Origin of the sequence: Micromonospora haikouensis, assembly GCF_000876225.1 — a bacterium.
GTDB lineage: Bacteria > Actinomycetota > Actinomycetes > Mycobacteriales > Micromonosporaceae > Micromonospora > Micromonospora haikouensis.
Map to the genome: position 1 here is coordinate 793977 of NZ_JXSX01000002.1, position 19765 is coordinate 813741.

The following is a 19765-nucleotide window of genomic DNA, read 5'->3' on the forward strand; positions in this document are numbered from 1 at the left end:
GCCGCGCGTCGCCGAGGTCAGTCGTCGTCGGGGTCGTCCAGCCGGGCCAGCCAGGTGGCGAAGCGCTCGATCGGCGTCTCGAACTCGGGGTTCAGGTCCACGAAGTCGCGCAGGCGCTCGCCCAGCCACTCCACGCTCACCTGCTCCTCGCCCCGCCGCTCGACCAGTTCCTCGATGCCACGGTCGGTGAAGTACATCGTGCGTCCTCATCGGTTGTGCCGGCCCGGGGCCGGGTCGTGCGGTCAGGGATGCGAGCGGGGCAGCGCCCGTCGTGGTGACGGTCGCTGCCCCGGCGCGCGGCGGTGCGGTCAGGTCACGGGCGGGGCAGGGCCGCCTCGATCAGCGCGTTCTGCTCGACCTCGTGCATCTTCGCCGAGCCGACGGCCGGCGCGGCGGCGGCGGGGCGGGAGATGCGGCGCAGCCGGACCTCGCTGAGGTGCTCCAGCAGGTTGAGCGCGACGAAGCTCCACGCGCCCTGGTTGGCTGGCTCCTCCTGCACCCAGGCGAAGTCCTCGGCGTTCGGGTACTGCGCCAGGGCGGCCCGGATCTCCTCGACGGGCAGCGGGTAGAGCTGCTCCATCCGGACGATCGCGGTGTCGGTGACGCCGCGCTCCGCCCGAGCCTGGAACAGGTCGTAGTAGACCTTGCCCGAGCAGAGCAGCACCCGCTTCACCTGCTCGGCGGGCGGGGCGGCGGTGTCGGCCAGCACCGGGGCGAAGGTGCCCGTGGTGAAGTCCTCCACGCCCGACACGCAGAGCTTGTGCCGCAGCAGCGACTTCGGCGTGAACACCACCAGCGGCTTGCGCTTCGGCGACAGGGCCTGGCGGCGCAGCAGGTGGAAGTAGTTCGCCGGGGTGGTCGGCATGGCCACCCGCATGTTGTCCTCGGCGCAGAGCTGGAGGAACCGCTCCGGGCGGCCGGACGTGTGGTCCGGGCCCTGGCCCTCGTGGCCGTGCGGCAGCAGCAGGGTGACGGCGGAGCGCTGGCCCCACTTCACCTCGCCGGAGGAGATGAACTCGTCGATCACCGACTGCGCGCCGTTGACGAAGTCGCCGAACTGGGCCTCCCAGCAGACCAGCGCGTTGACGTTCTCCACCGAGTAGCCGTACTCGAAGCCCATCGCCGCGTACTCCGACAGCAGGGAGTCGTGCACGAAGAACCGGGACCGCTCGCCGTCGGCGGTGAGCGACTTCAGCGGCAGGTAGTCGTCGCCGGTGCGGGCGTCCACCACCGAGGCGTGCCGCTGCACGAACGTGCCCCGGCGGGAGTCCTGCCCGGCGAGCCGGACGGTGACCCCGTCGTGCAGCAGCGCGCCGAACGCGATGATCTCGCCGTACCCCCAGTCGATGTTGCCCTCGACGGACATCTTCGCCCGCCGGTCGAGCAGCTGCTGGATCCGCTTGTGCGGGGTGAAGCCTTCCGGCAGGTTGGTGTGCGCCTCGCCGACGGCCTTGACGACCTCGGCCGTGGTGGCGGTCGCCACCTGCGGCTCCGGCTCCTCCTCGCGGCGCGGCCTGGCCGCCTGCTTCGGCGCGGAGGCGGCGTCGCGGGTGGCCTTGAAGACCCGCTCCAGCTGCGCCTGGTAGTCGCGCAGCAGCTCCTCCGCGTCCTCCACGGTGATGTCGCCCCGGCCGATCAGCTCCTCGGTGTAGAGCTTGCGGACCGACCGCTTCGAGTCGATGATCTTGTACATCTGCGGGTTGGACATCGACGGGTCGTCGCCCTCGTTGTGCCCGCGCCGGCGGTAGCAGACCATGTCGATCACGACGTCCTTGTTGAACGCCTGCCGGTACTCGAACGCCAGCCGGGCGACCCGGACCACGGCCTCGGGGTCGTCGCCGTTGACGTGCAGGATCGGGGCCTCGATCATCCGGGCCACGTCGGTGCTGTAGAGGCTGGACCGGGAGTGCTCGGGGGCGGTGGTGAAGCCCACCTGGTTGTTGACCACCACGTGCACCGTGCCGCCGGTGCGGTAGCCGCGCAGCTGCGACAGGTTGAGCGTCTCGGCGACCACGCCCTGGCCGGCGAAGGCGGCGTCACCGTGCACCGCCAGCGGCAGCACCGTGTAGCCCTCCAGCTTGAGGTCGATCCGGTCCTGCTTGGCCCGGACGATGCCCTCCAGCACCGGGTCGACGGCCTCCAGGTGCGACGGGTTGGCCACCACCGACACCTTGACGGAGTGCTCGCCGTCGGGGGTGGTGAACTTGCCGTTCTGGCCGAGGTGGTATTTCACGTCGCCCGAGCCCTGCGTCGAGCGCGGGTCGAGGTGCCCCTCGAACTCCGAGAAGATCTTCTCGTACGGCTTGCCGACGATGTTGGCCAGCACGTTGAGCCGGCCCCGGTGGGCCATGCCGATGACGACCTCGTCGAGCCCCGCCTCGGCGGAGGACTCCAGCACCTCGCCGAGCAGCGGGATCAGCGACTCGCCGCCCTCCAGCGAGAAGCGCTTCTGGCCCACGTACTTCGTCTGCAGGAAGGTCTCGAACGCCTCGGCGGCGTTGAGCCGGTTGAGCACGTGCTTCTGCTCGTCGGAGGTGGGCTTCTCGTACTTGCGCTCGATCCGCTCCTGGATCCAGCGCCGCTCCTCCGGGTCCTGGATGTGCATGTACTCCACGCCGACCCGGCGGCAGTAGGAGTCGCGCAGGACGCCGAGGATGTCGCGCAGCTTCATCCGCTGCTTGCCGGCGAAGCCGTTGACCGGGAAGACGCGGTCCAGGTCCCACAGGGTCAGCCCGTGCTGGAGGACGTCCAGGTCCGGGTGCTTGCGGATCTTGAACTCCAGCGGGTCGGTGTCGGCCATCAGGTGGCCGCGCACCCGGTACGCGTGGATCAGCTCGTGCACCCGCGCGGTCTTGTTGATCTGGCCCTCGGAGTTGACGGCCACGTCCTGCATCCAGCGCACCGGCTCGTACGGGATGCGCAGCGAGGTGAAGATCTGGTCGTAGAAGCCGTGCTCGCCGAGCAGCAGCTCGTGCATGACCTTGAGGAACTCGCCGGACTGCGCGCCCTGGATGATCCGGTGGTCGTACGTGCTGGTCAGCGTGATGATCTTGCTGACGGCCAGCTCGGCGAGGGTGGCCTCGCTCATCCCCTGGTAGGGCGCCGGGTACTCCATCGCGCCGACGCCGATGATGGCGCTCTGCCCCGTCATCAGGCGCGGGATCGAGTGCACCGTGCCGATGCCGCCCGGGTTGGTCAGCGAGATCGTGGTGCCCGAGTAGTCCTCCATGGTCAGCTCGTTGCGGCGGGCGCGCCGGACCACGTCCTCGTACGCCTGCCAGAACTGCCGGAAGTCCATCGTCTCGCAGCCCTTGATGGACGGCACCACCAGGTTGCGGCTGCCGTCGGGCTTGGCCAGGTCGATCGCGATGCCCAGGTTGACGTGCTCGGGGCGGACCATCGCCGGCTTGCCGTCGACCTCGGCGAAGGAGTTGTTCATCTCCGGGTGCTCGACGAGCGCCCGGACCATCGCGTACCCGATCAGGTGGGTGAAGCTGACCTTGCCGCCGCGCCCCCGGGCGAGGTGGTTGTTGATCACGATGCGGTTGTCCACCAGCAGCTTGGCCGGGACGGCGCGCACGCTCGTCGCGGTCGGCACGCTCAGCGAGGCGTCCATGTTCTGGACGATCTTCGCGGCGACGCCGCGCAGCGGGGTGGTCTGCGGGCCGGACACCGTCGGCTTCGCCGCCGCCTTCGCGGCCGGCTCGGCCTTCGCGGCCTTGGCGGGCGCCGGCTTCGTGGCGGGCTTCGCCGCCGGCTGTGCCGCCGGCTGTGCCGCGGACGCGGCCGCCTTCGGCGCGGGGGCCTTCGCGGCGGCCGGCTCGGCCGGCGTCGCCGGCTGGGCGACGGTGGCGGCGGCCTCCTGCTGCCCGGCCGGCTCCGGCGCGGCCTTGGCGGCCTTGGCTGCCTGGCCGTCCGGGCGCGCTGTGGCGGCGCCCGGCGCGGGGCGGTAGTCGGCGAAGAAGTCGTGCCAGGCCGAATCGACGCTGCTCGGGTCGGCGAGGTAACGCTGGTACATCTCCTCGACGAGCCACTCGTTAGGGCCGAAACCCGCCAGTGGGTTCTCCTGCGAAGTCTGCTGGGTCGACACGGCCGGTAATCGCCTCTTTCACGCGGGTTTGTGTGTCACGCGGTGTCCTCCGACGCCCCGATTGCGAGGGGCGGACGGGGGACGGCTCCCAGGCTACGCCGTACGAATACGCTAGGCATTTCCGGCTCGGGCGCGTGGTCGGTTTCACAGAAGATGACACAAGTTCGGTCAGCGCCGCGTGTCCCGTTGACTCCGGCCCGGAACCGCGCCGGCCCCGGGCGCGATCCGTGATCACGCTCCGGGGCCGGTCGTCGACTGCGCACGGGTCAGGAGATGTCCCGCCGCCGCATGGTGAGGGTGCCGATCACGCCGGTCACCACGGCGTACCCGATCAGCACCGCCGCGCCCGCCCAGCGCGGCGGGTTGCCCGGGATCTGGGTGCCGCTGACCATCAACGACGAGGCCAGCGAGGGCACCAGCACCTGGAGGTTGTTGATCCACTCGCCCCAACGGGCGGCCAGGATGCTGATCGCGATGGCCGCGCCGATCGAGCCGCCCAGGTAGAGCAGGATGCCGGTGACCGTCGCGCCGATCTGGCTGCGGATCAGCACGCCGATGCCGACGCCCAGCACCGACCAGAGCAGGTACGCCAGCGCGTTGAGCGCCGTCGCCGTCCAGACCGCGCCGTTGCCGAGCTGGGAGCCGAGGTCGACGCTGTTGAGCACCAGCACGCCGAGCACCAGGTTGAGCCCGGTGGTGACCAGCCAGAACAGCATCGCCAGCACGGCCGCCGCCACCAGCTTGGCCGTCATCACCGCCGTGCGGTGCGGCACGGTGAGGAACGTGGTGGTCACCGTCTGGTGGAAGAACTCGCTGGTCACCACGATGATGCCGAGCAGCATCACGATGAGCAGCCCGAAGAACTGCCCGTTGGTGTAGATGTTGGCCGCGAGGCTGTCCACGGACTGCGCGGCCGTCACCTGGTCGGCCTGGTCGGCCGGCACGTCGCCGAAGTTGCCGCTGGCCAGCGCGTCGGTCTGCAGCCAGTTGATCAGCGCGGTGAGGGCCCACAGCGGCAGCGAGATGAGGCCGAAGACCCACCACGTGTTGGTGGTGCGGATCTTGAGCAGCTCGGATCGGACGAGGTTCATCGGATGCCCGCCTTTCCGGCCGTCAGCTCCAGGAAGACCCGTTCCAGGTCGGGTCGCTCCGGGGTCAGTTCGTGCAGCTCCACACCGGCGGCCAGCGCGGCCTTGCCGATGGCCGGGGCGTCCGCCCCGGTGACCAGCAGCACGCCGTGCTCGCCGGTCTCCACCGTCGCCGACTGCGCGCGCAGCGCCGCGACCAGCTCGTCGGCCTGCGGGGTGCGCACCCGCACCCGGCCGCCGCCCTGCGCCATCGAGCCGAGCACCTGCTCGACCGGCCCCTGCCGGACCAGCTTGCCGGCCGCGATGATCACCACGTCGTCGGCGAGCAGCTGCATCTCCGACAGCAGGTGGCTGGAGACCAGCACCGTGCGGCCCTCGTGGGCCAGCCCCTTGAGGAAGCCGCGCATCCACCGGATGCCCTCGGGGTCCAGCCCGTTCGCCGGCTCGTCGAGGATCAGCACCCGGGGGTCGCCGAGCATCGCGGCGGCGATGCCGAGGCGCTGCTTCATGCCCAGCGAGTAGCCCTTGAACTTGCGCTTCGCCGCCGGGGTGAGCCCGACCAGGGCGAGCGCCTCGTCGGCGCGCGACTTCGGCAGCCCGGCCGCCGCGCAGATCACCCGCAGGTGGTTGATCCCGGTGCGGCCCTTGTGCGCGCTGGACGCCTCCAGCACCGCGCCGACGTGGCGCAGCGGGTCGGTCAGGTCCGCGTACCGCTGGCCGCCGATGGTCGCCGTGCCGCCCGTCGGGGTGACCAGGTTCAGCAGCATGCGCAGCGTGGTGGTCTTGCCGGCGCCGTTCGGGCCGAGGAAGCCGGTGACCCGCCCCGGTTCGACCGTGAACGACAGATTGTCGACCGCCCGGACGTTCTTGTACTGCTTCGTCAGGCCGGACACCACGATCTGACCGCTGCCGGTTGTGGGGCTTCGCTGCCCGTCAGACATCTTTCTCCTCCCGTGCACGGCGCGCGGAGCGCGCCGAGGTGTGCGGCGCCGTTGCTCCACGCGCCGTGGCACAGCCTGGCAAGGCCGCGCAACCAGGTCAATCAGGCGCGACACCTACCTCCGCCTCCACCTCAGGCAGGAGCCGGTCCTCCCCAGGGACGAGATCGTCCCGCCCGGGCACCGCTTCCCGGCCCGCCCGGTCACGCCTCCGACAGGGCGATCCAGGCGGCCAGGGCCCGGCCCAGCAGCCGGCCGTCCGGGGCGTAGAGGCTGGTCCGGACCACCGCCTTGCGCCCCCACACGCCGTCGGCCGCGCCCGTCACCACGCACTCGTCGCCCGGCGTCGGCAGCCCGTCCAGCACGGCGGTCATCCGGCCCAGCACGTACGGCCGGCCCGGGCCGATCACCGCCCAGCCGCCAGGGCAGTCCAGCGCCGCCCACACCGTAGCCGCGCCCACCTCGGCCGGGGCGGTGAACGGCGCGGCGGTCCGCCCGTCGGGCAGGCGACCGGGGAAGATCCGCAGCCCGTCGGCCCGGCCGGGCCCGCAGACGAAGCAGCCGGGGAACGGGTGGTCCACCAGACCCGGGTACGCCGCCGAGGCGGCCCGCGCCGTGTCGAGGTCCACCGGGGGCACCGCCTCCGGCGCCTCGTCGACGCCGCGCACCTGGGCGATCAGCCGGCCGTCGGGGTCGTGCACCTCGCCGCCGTCGAGGGTCAGCGGGGTCTCCAGCGGCGGCGGCTGCCGCAGCGTCACCTCGACGGCGCCGCCGAGCCCGGACGCGCCGGCGAAGACGCCGGCGCACCAGCCGCCGTTGCCCGACCCGGGCGGCCCGTTGTATCTCGCGGGGATGATCACGCGTACCTCCTCCGCGCAGCCTCGCACGCCGCCCGCTGCGCAAGGAAGGACCCCTTGTTGACGCCTGCGGTATGGCAGGGTCCCCTTCTCACCCCGCCGGGCCGGCGGCCCGGCGCGGTGCGCGGGGCGGGCGATCCGGGGGGTGAGGAAGTCCGCCCGGTGGCGTTCACCGGATCGACACCGGTCGTCCCCGCTTGCGGCATCCGGGGCACCTACACAGAGCTCATGGCTGTTCTGCCCGTCGCTGGCGTTCCCCTGACGACCAGCGGATACACCGTGTCGATCGCCGACGACCCCCGTCAGGTCGCGGCCGCGCAGCGCCTGCGCCACGAGGTCTTCGCCACCGAGCTCGGGGCCACCCTGCGCCCCGGGCCGGTCGGCCTGGACGCCGACGACCTCGACCCCTACTGCGACCACCTGATCGTCCGCGAGGAGCGCACCGGCGCGGTGGTCGGGACGTACCGGCTGCTGCCGCCCGGACGGACCCCGCGCCGGTACGCGGAGGCCGAGTTCGACCTCGCCCCGCTCGATCCGCTGCGGGACGTCCTGGTCGAGGCCGGCCGGTCCTGCGTCCACCCGGAGCACCGCTCCGGCGCGGTGATCAACCTGATGTGGACCGGCATCACCCGCTACCTGCACCTGCGCGGGTCGCGCTGGCTGGGCGGCTGCGCCTCCGTCGGAGTCGACGACGGCGGGCTGCTCGCCGCCGGCGTCTGGGAGCACGTCCGGGCCCGGCACCTGGCCCCGCCGCCGCTGCGGGTCCGGCCGCTGCGCCCCTGGCTGGCCGAGCCGCGAGCCGCCGACCAGCGGGCCACCGCCCCGCACGCCACCGCCCCCGGCGACCCGCGCGCGGCCGGGCGGGTCGCGCTGCCGCCGCTGCTGCGCGGGTACCTGCGCCTGGGCGCCTGGGTGGCCGGCGAGCCGGCGTACGACCCGGACTTCCGGGTCGCCGACTTCTACGTGATCTTCTCGCTGGACCGGATGAGCCCCCGCTACCTGCGGCACTTCCTCGGGGACGGGGGCGAGCGGTGACCGCCCGCCGCGACCTCTGGCGACCGGTCTCCGGCTGCGACGCGGGCTGCCTGCCCGGCCCGGGGGAGACCCCCGCCGTCCCGGTCGCCCGCCGGCTCGGGCGGCTGGCCGCCGTACTCCTGATGCTGGCGGCCGGCGCGTTGCTGGCCGGGCTGCTGCCGGTGCTGCCGGCCCGGGAGCGGCGGGCCGCGCTGCGCGGCTGGGCCCGGGGCACGACCCGGGCGTTCGGCGTGCGGCTGGTGGCCCGGGGGCGGCTGCCCCGGCGGCCGTCGCTCGTGGTGGCCAACCACGCCTCGTGGCTGGACGTGCTCGCGCTGCTGGCCGTGGCGCCGGCCCGGGTCCTGGCCAAGCGCGAGGTGCGCCGCTGGCCGCTGGTCGGGCCGCTGGCCGTCGCGGGGGGCACCCTCTTCGTGGACCGGGCGCGCCCCCGGGCGCTGCCCGCCGCCGTGCGCCGGGTCGCCGCCGTGCTGCGCGCCGGTCACCCGGTCGCGGTGTTTCCCGAGGGTACGACGTGGTGCGGCGCGGCCCTGGACTGCCGGCCGGGCGGCGGGTTCCGTCCTGCCGTGTTCCAGGCGGCGGTCGACGCGGGCGCGCCGGTCATCCCGGTCCGGATCGGCTACCACCTCGCCGCCGCTCCCGCCCCCGGCCTTCCCTCCGCTCGTGCCGGCGGGCCGACGACCGTCGGCGCCTTCCTCGGCGCGGAGAGCCTCGGGCGGTCGGTCTGGCGGGTCCTCGGGGCCCGGGGGCTCACGGTGACGGTCACGGCCACCGCCGCGCTGCACCCGGGGCGGGACGCGGACCGGCGGCGGCTCGCCCGGGCGGCCGAGTCGGCGGTCCACCTCGTGCCGCCCCGGGCCGCCGCTCCAGCCGTCCCGCCCCGGGCCGCCGTCCCGGTGCTGCCGCTCGCGCCCGTGTCGCCTCGGGCCGCCGGCCCGGAGGTCGGCCTGGCTGCCTGACGTCCCTCCGACACGCGACAGTCTTGTTCAGTCGCGATGTATCGCGTTAGTCTTTCCCCGGAAGGAGCGCGCCGCCGGGGCGCGCCTGCCGGCGGGAGGATGCATGCCCAGGTGGACCGTCGACCGCCCGCAGCGGCTCAGCCTCGACGAGCCGGTCACCGCCCTGCACGTCCGGCTGGTGACCGGGCGGCTCAACGTCGTCGCCGCGGACGGCCCGGCCCGGGTGGACGTCACCCGGGTCAGCAGCCGACCCGTGATCGTCGAGCAGCGCGACGGGGTGCTGACCGTCCGGCACGAACGCCACCCGAGGACGCCCGGGCTGCGCTGGTGGCTCGGCCGGCTCGGTCGCCGCTTCCGGGCCGACGTCTCGATCGCCGTACCCGCCGACGTGCTGGCCGACCTCCGGCTGATCGACGGCCCGCTGGTCGCCTCGGGCCTGCGCCGGGAGACGCGCGCCGACGTCACGTCGGGCCGGATCACCCTGATGGGCGTGCGGGGACGCACCGCCGCGAAGATCGTCTCCGGGCCGGTGGAGGCCCTGGGGGTGGCCGGGGACCTGAGCCTGGAGACCGTCTCCGGGGAGGTGGTCCTCGCCGACAGCACCGCCGGCACGGTGCGCGCGCACACCGTCTCCGGCGAGATCACCTGTGACCTGGACAACCTGCGCGGCGGCGAGATCCAGCTGAGCACGATCTCCGGCGCGATCACCGTCCGGGTCCGCGAGGACAGCGACCTCGCCGTCCGCCTGCACACCACCGCAGGCCGGATCACCAGCGGGTTTCCCCAGGTGCGCGGCGGGGGTGGCCTCGGCGGCGTACGGGACAGCGCGGGGGTCCTCGGCACCGGCGCGGGTAGGCTCTGGGCGTCCGCGACCTCCGGCAGCATCGCGCTGCTCGCCCGCCCGGTCGACGACGACGCCGAGGAGCTGCCGTGACCACCGTGTTCAGCCACGGGCGGCTCCGGCTCTACCTGCTCAAGCTCCTCGACGACGGCCCCAAGCACGGCTACGAGCTGATCCGGCTGCTGGAGGACCGCTTCCTCGGCCTGTACGCGCCGAGCGCCGGCACGATCTACCCCCGGCTCCAGCGGCTGGAGGCCGAGGGGCGGGTGACCCACACCGCCGCCGGTGGCCGCAAGGTCTACGACATCACCGAGGCGGGCCGGGCCGAGCTGCGCCAGCGGGCCGGCGAGCTGGCCGCCCTGGAGTCCGACATCAGCTCCTCGGTGGCGGACCTGTCCGCCCTGGCCGGCGAGATCCGTTCCGAGGTACGCGGCTCGGTGCGCGACCTCAAGCGGGAGCTGCGCGAGGCGACCCGGCGGACGCGGCAGTTCCGGCGTACCCCGTGGGAGGCCGCGCCGCCCCCGGGCCCGGCGCGGTCCGCCACCCCGACCGGCTCCTCGCCGCTGCTGGCCGAGCTGGACGACCGGTTGGCCGCGTTCACCGTCGAGGTCGACGCGTTGACGCGGGCCGGTCGGCTCGACGACGTCCAGCTCCGCGCGGCGATCCGGGTCCTCGACGGCGCCCTGGACGGGCTGCGCCGGCTGCTCCGCTAGGCCGGCGACCGGCCGCTCCGAGTTCTCAGGGAGTTTCCAGCAACCGCCCAGCGCCGACGCAGCGAGGTCACGGATGATGGTCGGCATGGCCGCTACCCAGACCGAGGCGCGACTGCTCGTCGTCGAGGACGATCCCAACATCCTCGAACTGCTCTCCGCGAGCCTCCGCTTCGCCGGCTTCGACGTGGCCACCGCGACCAGCGGGAGCGCCGCGCTGCACGCCGCGAAGGACCACCGCCCCGACCTGGTGGTCCTCGACGTGATGCTCCCCGACCTCGACGGCTTCGAGGTCATCCGGATGCTCCGCGAGGGCGGCACCCGCACCCCGGTGGTCTTCCTGACGGCCCGGGACGCGACCGACGACAAGATCCGCGGGCTGACCCTGGGCGGCGACGACTACGTCACCAAGCCGTTCAGCCTGGAGGAGCTCACGGCCCGCATCCGCGCCGTGCTGCGCCGCACGGCCAGCGGCGACCAGACGCCGTCCCGCCTCACCTTCGCCGACCTGGAGCTGGACGAGGAGACCCACGAGGTGCACCGGGCCGGGCAGCGCGTGCAGCTCTCGCCCACCGAGTTCAAGCTGCTGCGCTATCTGATGCTCAACGCCAACCGGGTGCTGTCCAAGGCGCAGATCCTCGACCACGTCTGGAACTACGACTTCCGGGGCGACGACAACATCGTCGAGTCCTACATCTCCTACCTGCGGCGCAAGGTCGACAACACCCAGCCCCGGCTGATCCACACCCTGCGCGGAGTGGGATACGTGCTGCGCAAGCCGGCGGCGTGAACGCCGTCGCGCTGGCGAAGGGGCGGCTGCGGAGCGTACCGCTGCGGGTGAAGCTGGTGGCGGCGGTGCTGACGCTGGTCGCCGCGGCCCTGCTGGTGATCAGCTCGCTGACCACCTATTTCCTGCGCAACTACCTGGTCGCCCAGGTCGACGTCGAGCTGAACGCCTCGGTGGACAACATCGAGACCACCCTGATCACGGCCCAGCCCACGCGGTCGGTCGTGCCCACCGACTACCTGGTGGTGGCCACTGACCGGCGTTCCGGGGCGGTGTCGGTCACCGAGTACGACCGGGGCCGGTTCCGCATCGAGGACCTGCCGTCCTGGCCGAGCGACGCGGCCGGCTTCGCGGCCAAGGTCGGCAAGCCGCGGACGGTTCCGGCCCGTGACAGCGGGGTGCGCTGGCGGATCATCTACGCCGAGCTGCCGAACGGGCAGATGGTGGCCATCGCGCAGAACCTCACCGACGTCGACCTGGCGGTCAAGCGGCTGGTCTGGATAGACCTGCTGGTCGGCGGGGCGGTGCTGATCCTGCTCGCGTCGATCGGCGCGGCGATCGTGCGGACCAGCCTCAAGCCGCTGGTGGAGATCGAGCGCACCGCCGCCGCCATCGCCGGCGGCGACCTGACCCGGCGGGTGCCCGACCCGGAGGAGGGCGAGCCCTGCCCGACCTCGGAGCTGGGACGGCTGTCCCGGGCGCTGAACACGATGCTGGCCCAGATCGAGGCCGCCTTCACCGCCCGCGCGGCCTCGGAGATCGCCGCCCGGTCGGCCGAGGCCGGCGCGCGGGACGCGGCCGCCGCCGCGCAGGCGTCCGAGGCGCGGGCCCGCCGCTCGGAGGAGCGGATGCGGCAGTTCGTCGCGGACGCCTCGCACGAGCTGCGCACCCCGCTGACCACCATCCGGGGTTTCGCCGAGCTGTACCGGCAGGGCGCGGCGCGGGCCCCGGAGGAGACCGCCGGCCTGCTGCGCCGCATCGAGGACGAGGCCGCCCGGATGGGGCTGCTGGTGGAGGACCTGCTGCTGCTCGCCCGGCTGGACCGGGAACGGCCCCTCGCGCTCGGCCCGGTGGAGCTGCCGTTGCTGGCCGGCGACGCCGTGCAGGCCGCCCGGGTGGTGGCCCCGGACCGGCGCATCGAGCTGGAGATCGAGCCGGGCTCCGGGCCGCTGGTGGTGCTCGGCGACGACGCCCGGCTGCGGCAGGTGATCGGCAACCTGATGACGAACGCGCTCACCCACACCCCACCGGACGCCTCGGTGACCCTGCGGCTGCGTACCGAGTCGGGGAACCTGGCGGTGGTGGAGGTGGCCGACACCGGCCCGGGGCTCTCCCCGGAGCAGGCGGAGCGGGTGTTCGAGCGGTTCTACCGGGCCGACGCCGCCCGCACCCGGCGGGCCGGCGGGATGACCAGCACCGGCCTGGGGCTGGCCATCGTGGCGGCGCTGGTCGCCGCGCACCACGGCACCGTCGAGGTCGGCGAGACGCCGGGCGGGGGAGCGACCTTCCGGGTCCGGGTGCCCCTGCTTCCCGACAGCGGGGACGACCCGGGCGAGTGACTTTCAGGGAACTTCCAGGCGGGTTCCAGGCTGGTCGCAGTGGCATGGGAGAAGGTGGATACATGACCGAGTACGAGACCGACCCGCAGCGGCGACCGGCGCCCTCCGACGCCGAGCCGTCGCACCCCACCGCCGAGCTGTCCCGCATCGAGACCGGGCAGTCCGACTCCCCGGCCGTCGAGCCCGCCGCTCCGGCCGCGCCCGCCGCCCACCCCACCTACCCCGGCCCCGCCGCGCCGGCCGCCGGGCAGCACACCCCCGCCGCCCCCGTCTCCGGGCCCGTCGCCCCGGGTTCCGGCCCGCAGCCGTACGCCGGCCCGGCCACCCCGTCCGCGTCGCCGTACCCGGTGTCGGGGCAGCCGCAGCCGGCCGGGCCGTACCCGAACAGCCCCTGGCAGCCCCAGCACGCCGGGCAGCACTCCGCCGGGCAGCACTCCGGCTGGGCCGCGGGGGGCCAGCACGGTCCGGCGGCCCCCGGGTACGCCCCGCACGCCGGTGGTCCCGCGTACCCGGGCGGCCCGGTGCCGCCCCAGCACCCCGGCCAGCCGGTGCCGGCGTGGGCGCAGGCCCCGAAGCCGAGCCGCGTCGCCAAGCTGGCCGGCGCCGGGGTGGCGGTGTTCGCGCTGATGCTCGGCTCCGGCGTGGCCGGTGGCGCGCTCGCGCTCGCCGTCGACGGCAATTCGGGCGGGATCACCCGCACCTACTCGGCCGCGCCGGTGCTCAACAGCGCCGACCTGCCGAAGATCGCCGCGTCCGTGCAGGACAGCGTGGTCTCGATCAGCACCGGTAGCGGCGAGGGCTCCGGGGTCATCCTCTCCGAGGACGGCTACGTGCTGACCAACAACCACGTGGTCGCCTCCGCCTCGGGCAAGACCGTCAAGGTGGTCTTCGCCGACGGCAAGTCCGCCGACGCCGAGATCGTCGGCACCGACCCGAAGACCGACCTGGCCGTGGTGAAGGCCGGCGGTGTCAGCGGGCTGAAGGCCGCCACGTTCGGCGACAGCGACGCGATGCAGGTCGGCGACCAGGTGCTCGCCCTGGGCAGCCCGCTGGGCCTGCAGGGTTCGGTCACCTCGGGCATCATCAGCGCCCGGGACCGCACCATCCAGGCCGGCGAGGGTCAGCAGCAGGACCCGCGCCAGGGGGTCAGCTCGATCGCCGGGCTGCTCCAGACCGACGCCCCGATCAACCCGGGCAACTCCGGCGGCGCGCTGGTCAACACGCGGGGCGAGGTGATCGGCATCAACACCGCCATCGCCACCTCCGGGCAGAGCACCGGCAACATCGGCGTCGGGTTCGCCATCCCGAGCAACAAGGCCAAGGACGTGGCCGGCAAGCTCCAGCGCGGCGAGAAGGTCAGCCACCCCTCGCTCGGGGTGAGCGTGAGCCCGGCCGAGAACGGCGGCGCGGTGGTCGCGTCCGTCACCCCCGGCAGCGCCGCCGAGAAGTCCGGCCTCCAGCGGGGCGACGTGATCACCAAGTTCGGCGACACCGTGATCAACGACTCCGACGACCTGGTGGGCGCCGTCCAGGCCCGCAAGGTCGGCGACCGGGTCGAGGTGCAGTACCAGCGAAACGGATCGGCGGCGACGGCAACCGTGACGCTCGCCGAGACGTCGTAACGACAACAGACCTGCCTCCTCGCGAAGGGCGGTGGGTGGCGGAGCCAAGGGGGTTGGCTTCGTCACCCGCCGCCCTTCCCCCTTCCCGGCCCCCGGAGCCGTCGCGAGCGCATGCCGTTCACCCGGACCGGGTGAGCCGCGCTCACCCCCCGGGCGTCCGGCCCCGCCGGTGCCGGGCCCGTGCCGTTTGGCCCGACCGGGGCCGGGAAAGCGCCGCAGATCACGCGCACTGGGACCACCGGGGAGGACTCGTGGCCGTGAACCACCTGCCGCTCGACCGCTCGGAGGAACGGCCGCTGCGGATCGCCATGGTGGTCCCGCCGTGGCTGACCGTGCCGCCACCCGGCTACGGCGGCCTGGAGCAGGTCGTCGCCGGCCTGGTGGACGCGCTGGTCGACCGGGGGCACGCGGTGACCGTCTTCGGGGCGGGCCGGCGGCACGGCACCCGGGCCGGCTACGTCGCCACCTGCGACGACCTCCAGTACGACCGGCTCGGCGAGTCCCTGCCCGAACTGGCCCACCTGGCGCACGTCGGCCACCTCGTCTCCCCGGCCGACTTCGACGTCGTGCACGACCACACCACGATCGGTCCGCTGGTCGCCGGCCGCCGGGCGGTGCCCACGGTGGCCACCGTGCACGGCAACCCGGTCGGCGAGTACGGCACCGTGCTCAGCGACACCGACCGGGGGGTCGGCCTGGTCGCCATCTCGCACACCCAGCGGCGGCTGAACCCGGGGCTGCCGTGGGTCGGCACCGTGCACAACGCGCTCGACGTCGCCGACGTGCCGCACAAGACCGCGCCGGGGCGTGGCCCGGTGCTCTGGCTGGCCCGGTTCAGCCCCGACAAGGGCCCGGACGTGGCGATCGGGGCCTGCCGGGCGGCGGGCCTGCCGCTGGTCCTCGCCGGCAAGTGCAACGAGCCCGCCGAGCGTCGCTACTACGAGCAGGTGGTGGAGCCGATGCTCGACGACGACGTGACCGTGGTGTTCAACGCCGACCGGGAGGCCGCGCTGCGGATGCTCGTCGACGCCCGCTGCCTGATCATGCCGATCCAGTGGGAGGAGCCGTTCGGGATGGTCATCCTGGAGGCGATGGCGACGGGCACGCCGGTGGTGGCGCTGCGCCGGGGGGCCGTGCCGGAGCTGGTCCGCCCCGGCATCACCGGGCTGGTCTGCGACCGCCCCGACGACCTGCCCGGTGCGCTGCGGGAGGCCGACCGGCTGGACCCGGCCGACTGCGTGGCGCACGTCGCGGAGAACTTCTCCACGACCCGCATGGCGCAGGGCTACGAGGCGGTCTACCGCGACTTCCTGCACGGGCTCGCGCCCGCCCCGCCGGGCCGGCCGATTCCTGTGCCGGCCCGCTGACCCCCGCCCCGGCGGGGGCCGGTCACAGCCGGGCCGCCCCGAGCCGCTGGAACGCGGTGTCGAGCTGGCGGGCGTACGCGGGGGTGATGCTGCCCTCGCGCTGCCGTTCGGCGACCTTGTCGCGGGCCCGCTGCACCGCGGCGGCCAGGTCGCCCGCGCTGTTGGCCTCGACGGCGTGGCCGAGCAGGTTGCGGATGTCGGTGCCGACGTCGACCCGGATCCCGCCGTCGGCCACTCCCGTGTCGATGAGCTGCCGGATCTCGGTGGCCATCTCGGTCACGCTGCCGCCGGACGGGGCGGGCGGCGTGGTCGTCGCCGCGGCCGAGGGGGTGGCCCGGGGCCGGGCGGGCGGCCGGGTCGTGGTCGGCGGCGCGCTCGGCGACCGGGTCGGCGCCGCTCCCAACGACTCCCCGGCCGGCGACTCGGTCGGCAGGGCGCGGGGCGGCGGGTCGGGCTGCTCGTCGAGCCTGGGCCACAGCAGCACCCCCGCGGCCGCCACCGCGGCCCCCGCCGCCACCACGGGCACCGCCCAGCGGCGGCGGGACCGGCCCGGCGACCCGGCGGGCTGCGGGGGCGTCGCGGGGCCGGGCGTGTCCCCGGGCGGCGGGGCCGGGGCTGCGCCGGGCGCGCCCCCCGGCGGGGGAGGCGGTGCCGGGGCGGGCGGACCGGCCGGGACCGGCGGGGCGACGATCGACGGCAGGGTCATCGTCGGGGCGAGCATGGTGGCGGCCTGCGGGTCGGCCGGCAGGAGTTGGTCGCGCAGCGCGAGGGCCACCTGGTGCGCGGTGGGGCGGTCCCGTGGCTGCCGGGACAGGCAGCGCAGGCAGATCCGGACCACCTCGGACGGCAGGCCCGGCACCTCCAGCGGCGGGGGTTCGTCGCCGCCCTCCAGCGCCGCGCCCAGCTGCTCCCAGGTGTCCGCCGGGTAGGGCACCTGCCCGGTCAGGGTCTCGTAGAGCAGCACGCCGAGCGAGTAGATGTCGGTGGCCGGCTGCGCCGGGGCCCCGTCCAGCCGCTCCGGCGCGACGTACGCGGGCGTGCCGAAGGTGCCGCCGTCCTCGTCCTCGTCCGGGGCGCCGACGTGGGTGGCGATGCCGAAGTCGAGGACCTTCGCGCCGACCGGGGTCATCATCACGTTGGCCGGTGTGATGTCCCGGTGCACGATGCCGAGCCGGTGCGCGGCGGCGAGCGCCTCCGCCACCTGGGCGCCGATCTCCACCGCCTCCGGCCAGGGCAGCGGGCCCTCGGTCAGCCGGTATTCCAGCTCCTCCCCGGCGAGCAGCTCCATCACCACGAACGAGGTGATGCTGCCGTCCGGGGCGAGCGTCTCGCCGTAGTCGTGCACCGCCGTCACGTGCGGGTGGACGAGCTGCGCGGCGGAGCGGGCCTCCTCGCGGACCATGTCGCGGAACCGGGCGTCCGCCGCGAGCGAGGGGGCGAGCACCTTCAGGGCGACCGTACGGTCGAGAACCTCGTCGCGGGCCCGCCAGATGACCGACATGCCACCTGCGCCGATCTGGTCGATGAGTCGGTACCTGCGGGCCAGCAGCCTGCCGGCGTGCAGTGTTGCCATGACGGATCGCACCTGCCTGAGGTCGGGGCGGTATCAGGTTGCGCGAATGTGTCCGGCATGTCAACGCCCGTCCGGTCTCACCCGACCGACGCCTGGACGGCCGCGCCCGGGCACCGGACGGCGGGCGTGACCACGCGTGCCAGGATGAACGGCATGGTCAGCGGTCCGGTGGCGTTCGTGCTCGGCGGCGGGGGAGTCCTCGGCGCGGTCGAGGTGGGCATGCTGCGCGCCCTGTTCCGCGCCGACGTCCGCCCCGACCTGGTGCTCGGCACCTCGATCGGCGCGGTCAACGGCGCGCTCGTCGCGGCCGACCCGACCGAGGCGGTCACCGACCGGCTGGTCCGGCTCTGGGCGTCCCCCGAGGCCAGCGAGGTGTACGGCGACTCCGTCGCCCGGCAGCTGCGCCGCTTCGCCGCCCGCACCCACCTGCACTCGCCCCGGCCGCTGCGCCGGCTGCTGGAGGCCGAGCTGGGTGAGGAGACCACCTTCGCCGACCTGCGGGTGCCGTTCCGCTGCTGCGCGGCGCACATCGAGCGGGCCGCCGAGCACTGGTTCGACGCCGGCCCGCTGGTGCCGGCGGTGCTCGCCTCCGCCTCGGTGCCGGGGCTGCTGCCGCCGACCGAGATCGACGGGCAGCACTTCATCGACGGCGGGATCGTCAACTCCATCCCGATCGGCGCGGCGGTCGAGGCCGGGGCGCGGGAGATCTTCGTACTCCAGGTGGGCCGCATCGAGCGGGAGCTGACGCCGCCCCGACGGCCCTGGGAGATCGCCCAGGTCGCGTTCGAGATCGCCCGCCGGCACCGGTTCTCCCGGGAGATGGCGGCGCTGCCCGACGGGGTGCGGGTGCACGTGCTGCCCACCGGGGGGCCGGGCCCGCGCGAGGACAGCCCGTGGGCCTACCGGGACATGGCGGCGGTGGGGCGGCGGATCAGCCGCGCGTACACGGCCTCCCGCCGCTACCTGGCGACCCACCTGGACCGCTGATGCCGCTGCCGCCCCGATGGGTCCGCCGGCTGCTGCTGGCGCCCGGTGTGGTGCTGCTCGCCGTGGCCGTGGTGACCACGCTGCCGGTCTGGGCGTTCGCCGCCCTGGCGCTGTCCCCGCTGGTCCCCGGCCGGCTGCGACCGCTGCGCCTGCTCTGGATCGGCTGCCTCTACCTGGTCTGGGACGCGGCGGCGCTGCTGGCCCTGTTCGCGCTCTGGCTGGCCTCCGGCTTCGGGGTGTGGAAGCGGACGCCGCCGTTCCAGCGGGCCCACTACGTGCTCGCCGGCCACTTTCTCCAGGTGTTCTTCTGGCAGGCCCGGTGGACGCTGCGGCTGCGCATCGACGTGGTCGGCACCGACCCCGACACGGCGCTGCCCGGCCGCCCGGAGCTGGTGCTCTGCCGGCACGCCGGGCCGGGCGACTCGTTCATCCTGATCCACGCGCTGGTCAACTGGTTCCACCGGGAGCCCCGGATCGTGCTCAAGGAGAGCCTCCAGTGGGACCCGGCGATCGACGTGCTGCTCAACCGGCTGCCCAACCGGTTCCTCGCCCCGGCGGCCGACCGTCGGGGGTCGGTGACCGAGCAGATCGGCCACCTGGCGACCGGCCTGGACGACGACGACGCCTTCGTGATCTTCCCCGAGGGGGGCAACTTCACCCCGCGTCGCCGGCTGCGCGCCATCGCCCGGCTGCGGTCGCGCGGCCTGGAGCGGATGGCGCTGCGGGCGGAACGGATGCGGCACGTGCTCGCCCCGCAGCCGGGCGGGCTGCTCGCCGCGCTGGACGCCGCCCCCGACGCCGGGGTGATCTTCGTGGCGCACACCGGCCTCGACCGGATGCTCACCGTCGCCGACGTGTGGCGGGAACTGCCGATGGACAAGCGGATCATCATGCGGTTCTGGTCGGTGCCCCCGGAGGAGATCCCCGCCGGCCGGCAGGAGCGCATCGACTGGCTGTTCGACTGGTGGTCACGCATCGACGAATGGATCGCGGCGCACCACGACGGGGGCGTCGACGGCGCGTAGGGTGCGCTGGTGGAGCAGATCAGCGTGGTGACGACCGTGGTGGACAGCCGCTCGGTCGCGGACGTGCTCGCGGCGGCCGCGGTCGCCGGTCGGCTGGCCGCCTGCGCGCAGGTGGGCGGCCAGGTGGACAGCACCTACTGGTGGCGGTCCGCGGTGGAGACGACCACCGAGTGGTCGGTGCTGTTCAAGACCGCCCCGGACCGGGTTCCGGCGTTGGTCGACCACATCCGCCTCAGCCATCCGTACGAAGTTCCGGAGGTGCTGGTGACCCGGGTCGACAGCGGCAACCCCGACTACACGGTCTGGGTGCACGAGCAGACCCGGCCCTGA

At 74.2% G+C, this 19765-nt stretch carries 17 protein-coding genes; 11 read left to right on the forward strand and 6 right to left on the reverse strand.

Annotation, left to right across the window (positions count from 1 at the left end):
• Positions 1–17: 17 nt before the first annotated feature.
• The 5 genes from TK50_RS20215 to TK50_RS20235 all read right to left on the reverse strand — a co-directional run bounded on the left by TK50_RS20215 (position 18) and on the right by TK50_RS20235 (position 6976).
• Complete coding sequence (locus TK50_RS20215; RefSeq protein ID WP_007072780.1) at positions 18–197, reverse strand: DUF6104 family protein; 180 nt, start codon at positions 195–197, stop codon at positions 18–20.
• 116 nt (positions 198–313) lie between these two features.
• A complete protein-coding gene (locus tag TK50_RS20220) occupies positions 314–4090 on the reverse strand; it encodes a multifunctional oxoglutarate decarboxylase/oxoglutarate dehydrogenase thiamine pyrophosphate-binding subunit/dihydrolipoyllysine-residue succinyltransferase subunit (RefSeq protein ID WP_043965930.1) in 3777 nt (1258 codons plus the stop codon).
• 266 nt (positions 4091–4356) lie between these two features.
• On the reverse strand, positions 4357–5181 hold the full coding sequence (locus TK50_RS20225) for an ABC transporter permease (protein WP_043965932.1): 825 nt from the start codon (positions 5179–5181) through the stop codon (positions 4357–4359).
• Complete coding sequence (locus TK50_RS20230; RefSeq protein WP_043965934.1) at positions 5178–6119, reverse strand: ABC transporter ATP-binding protein; 942 nt, start codon at positions 6117–6119, stop codon at positions 5178–5180. Before TK50_RS20230 ends, TK50_RS20225 begins: the two co-directional genes overlap by 4 nt.
• A gap of 200 nt (positions 6120–6319) precedes the next feature.
• Positions 6320–6976 carry a hypothetical protein gene (locus tag TK50_RS20235; protein WP_043965936.1) on the reverse strand — a complete coding sequence of 219 codons (657 nt, stop codon included), beginning with the start codon at positions 6974–6976 and terminating at the stop codon, positions 6320–6322.
• Between the two features lie 225 nt (positions 6977–7201).
• On the opposite strand from TK50_RS20235, the gene TK50_RS20240 reads away from it, so the two are divergent.
• The 8 genes from TK50_RS20240 to TK50_RS20275 all read left to right on the forward strand — a co-directional run bounded on the left by TK50_RS20240 (position 7202) and on the right by TK50_RS20275 (position 15850).
• Positions 7202–8008: a GNAT family N-acetyltransferase gene (locus tag TK50_RS20240; protein ID WP_043966581.1), complete on the forward strand. Its 807-nt coding sequence runs from the start codon at positions 7202–7204 to the stop codon at positions 8006–8008.
• Positions 8005–8964, forward strand: coding sequence for a lysophospholipid acyltransferase family protein (locus TK50_RS20245; protein WP_043965938.1), 960 nt, complete (start codon positions 8005–8007; stop codon positions 8962–8964). The genes TK50_RS20240 and TK50_RS20245 overlap by 4 nt, the downstream gene beginning before the upstream one ends.
• 103 nt (positions 8965–9067) lie before the next feature.
• Complete coding sequence (locus TK50_RS20250) at positions 9068–9898, forward strand: DUF4097 family beta strand repeat-containing protein (protein WP_043965939.1); 831 nt, start codon at positions 9068–9070, stop codon at positions 9896–9898.
• Positions 9895–10518, forward strand: a complete 624-nt coding sequence (locus tag TK50_RS20255; RefSeq protein WP_043965940.1) for a PadR family transcriptional regulator — start codon at positions 9895–9897, stop codon at positions 10516–10518. The genes TK50_RS20250 and TK50_RS20255 overlap by 4 nt, the downstream gene beginning before the upstream one ends.
• An 85-nt stretch (positions 10519–10603) precedes the next feature.
• Positions 10604–11305, forward strand: a complete 702-nt coding sequence (locus tag TK50_RS20260; protein WP_043966583.1) for a response regulator transcription factor — start codon at positions 10604–10606, stop codon at positions 11303–11305.
• Positions 11302–12861 carry a sensor histidine kinase gene (locus tag TK50_RS20265; protein ID WP_043965941.1) on the forward strand — a complete coding sequence of 520 codons (1560 nt, stop codon included), beginning with the start codon at positions 11302–11304 and terminating at the stop codon, positions 12859–12861. Before TK50_RS20260 ends, TK50_RS20265 begins: the two co-directional genes overlap by 4 nt.
• 62 nt (positions 12862–12923) lie before the next feature.
• Positions 12924–14483: a trypsin-like peptidase domain-containing protein gene (locus TK50_RS20270; RefSeq protein ID WP_043965942.1), complete on the forward strand. Its 1560-nt coding sequence runs from the start codon at positions 12924–12926 to the stop codon at positions 14481–14483.
• A gap of 308 nt (positions 14484–14791) precedes the next feature.
• Positions 14792–15850 carry a glycosyltransferase family 4 protein gene (locus tag TK50_RS20275; RefSeq protein WP_082106482.1) on the forward strand — a complete coding sequence of 353 codons (1059 nt, stop codon included), beginning with the start codon at positions 14792–14794 and terminating at the stop codon, positions 15848–15850.
• Positions 15851–15872: 22 nt separating this feature from the next.
• On the opposite strand, the gene TK50_RS20280 is transcribed toward TK50_RS20275, so the two are convergent.
• Complete coding sequence (locus tag TK50_RS20280; protein WP_043965944.1) at positions 15873–17423, reverse strand: serine/threonine-protein kinase; 1551 nt, start codon at positions 17421–17423, stop codon at positions 15873–15875.
• A gap of 153 nt (positions 17424–17576) precedes the next feature.
• Here TK50_RS20280 and TK50_RS20285 point away from each other — a divergent pair, with 153 nt between their 5' ends.
• The 3 genes from TK50_RS20285 to cutA are packed head-to-tail and all read left to right on the forward strand — an operon-like array spanning position 17577 to position 19765.
• Positions 17577–18410, forward strand: coding sequence for a patatin-like phospholipase family protein (locus TK50_RS20285; RefSeq protein ID WP_043965946.1), 834 nt, complete (start codon positions 17577–17579; stop codon positions 18408–18410).
• A complete protein-coding gene (locus TK50_RS20290; RefSeq protein ID WP_043965948.1) occupies positions 18410–19435 on the forward strand; it encodes a 1-acyl-sn-glycerol-3-phosphate acyltransferase in 1026 nt (341 codons plus the stop codon). The genes TK50_RS20285 and TK50_RS20290 overlap by 1 nt, the downstream gene beginning before the upstream one ends.
• 9 nt (positions 19436–19444) lie before the next feature.
• Entirely contained in the window at positions 19445–19765 is a 321-nt protein-coding gene (gene cutA, locus TK50_RS20295; protein WP_043965950.1) for a divalent-cation tolerance protein CutA, read from the forward strand.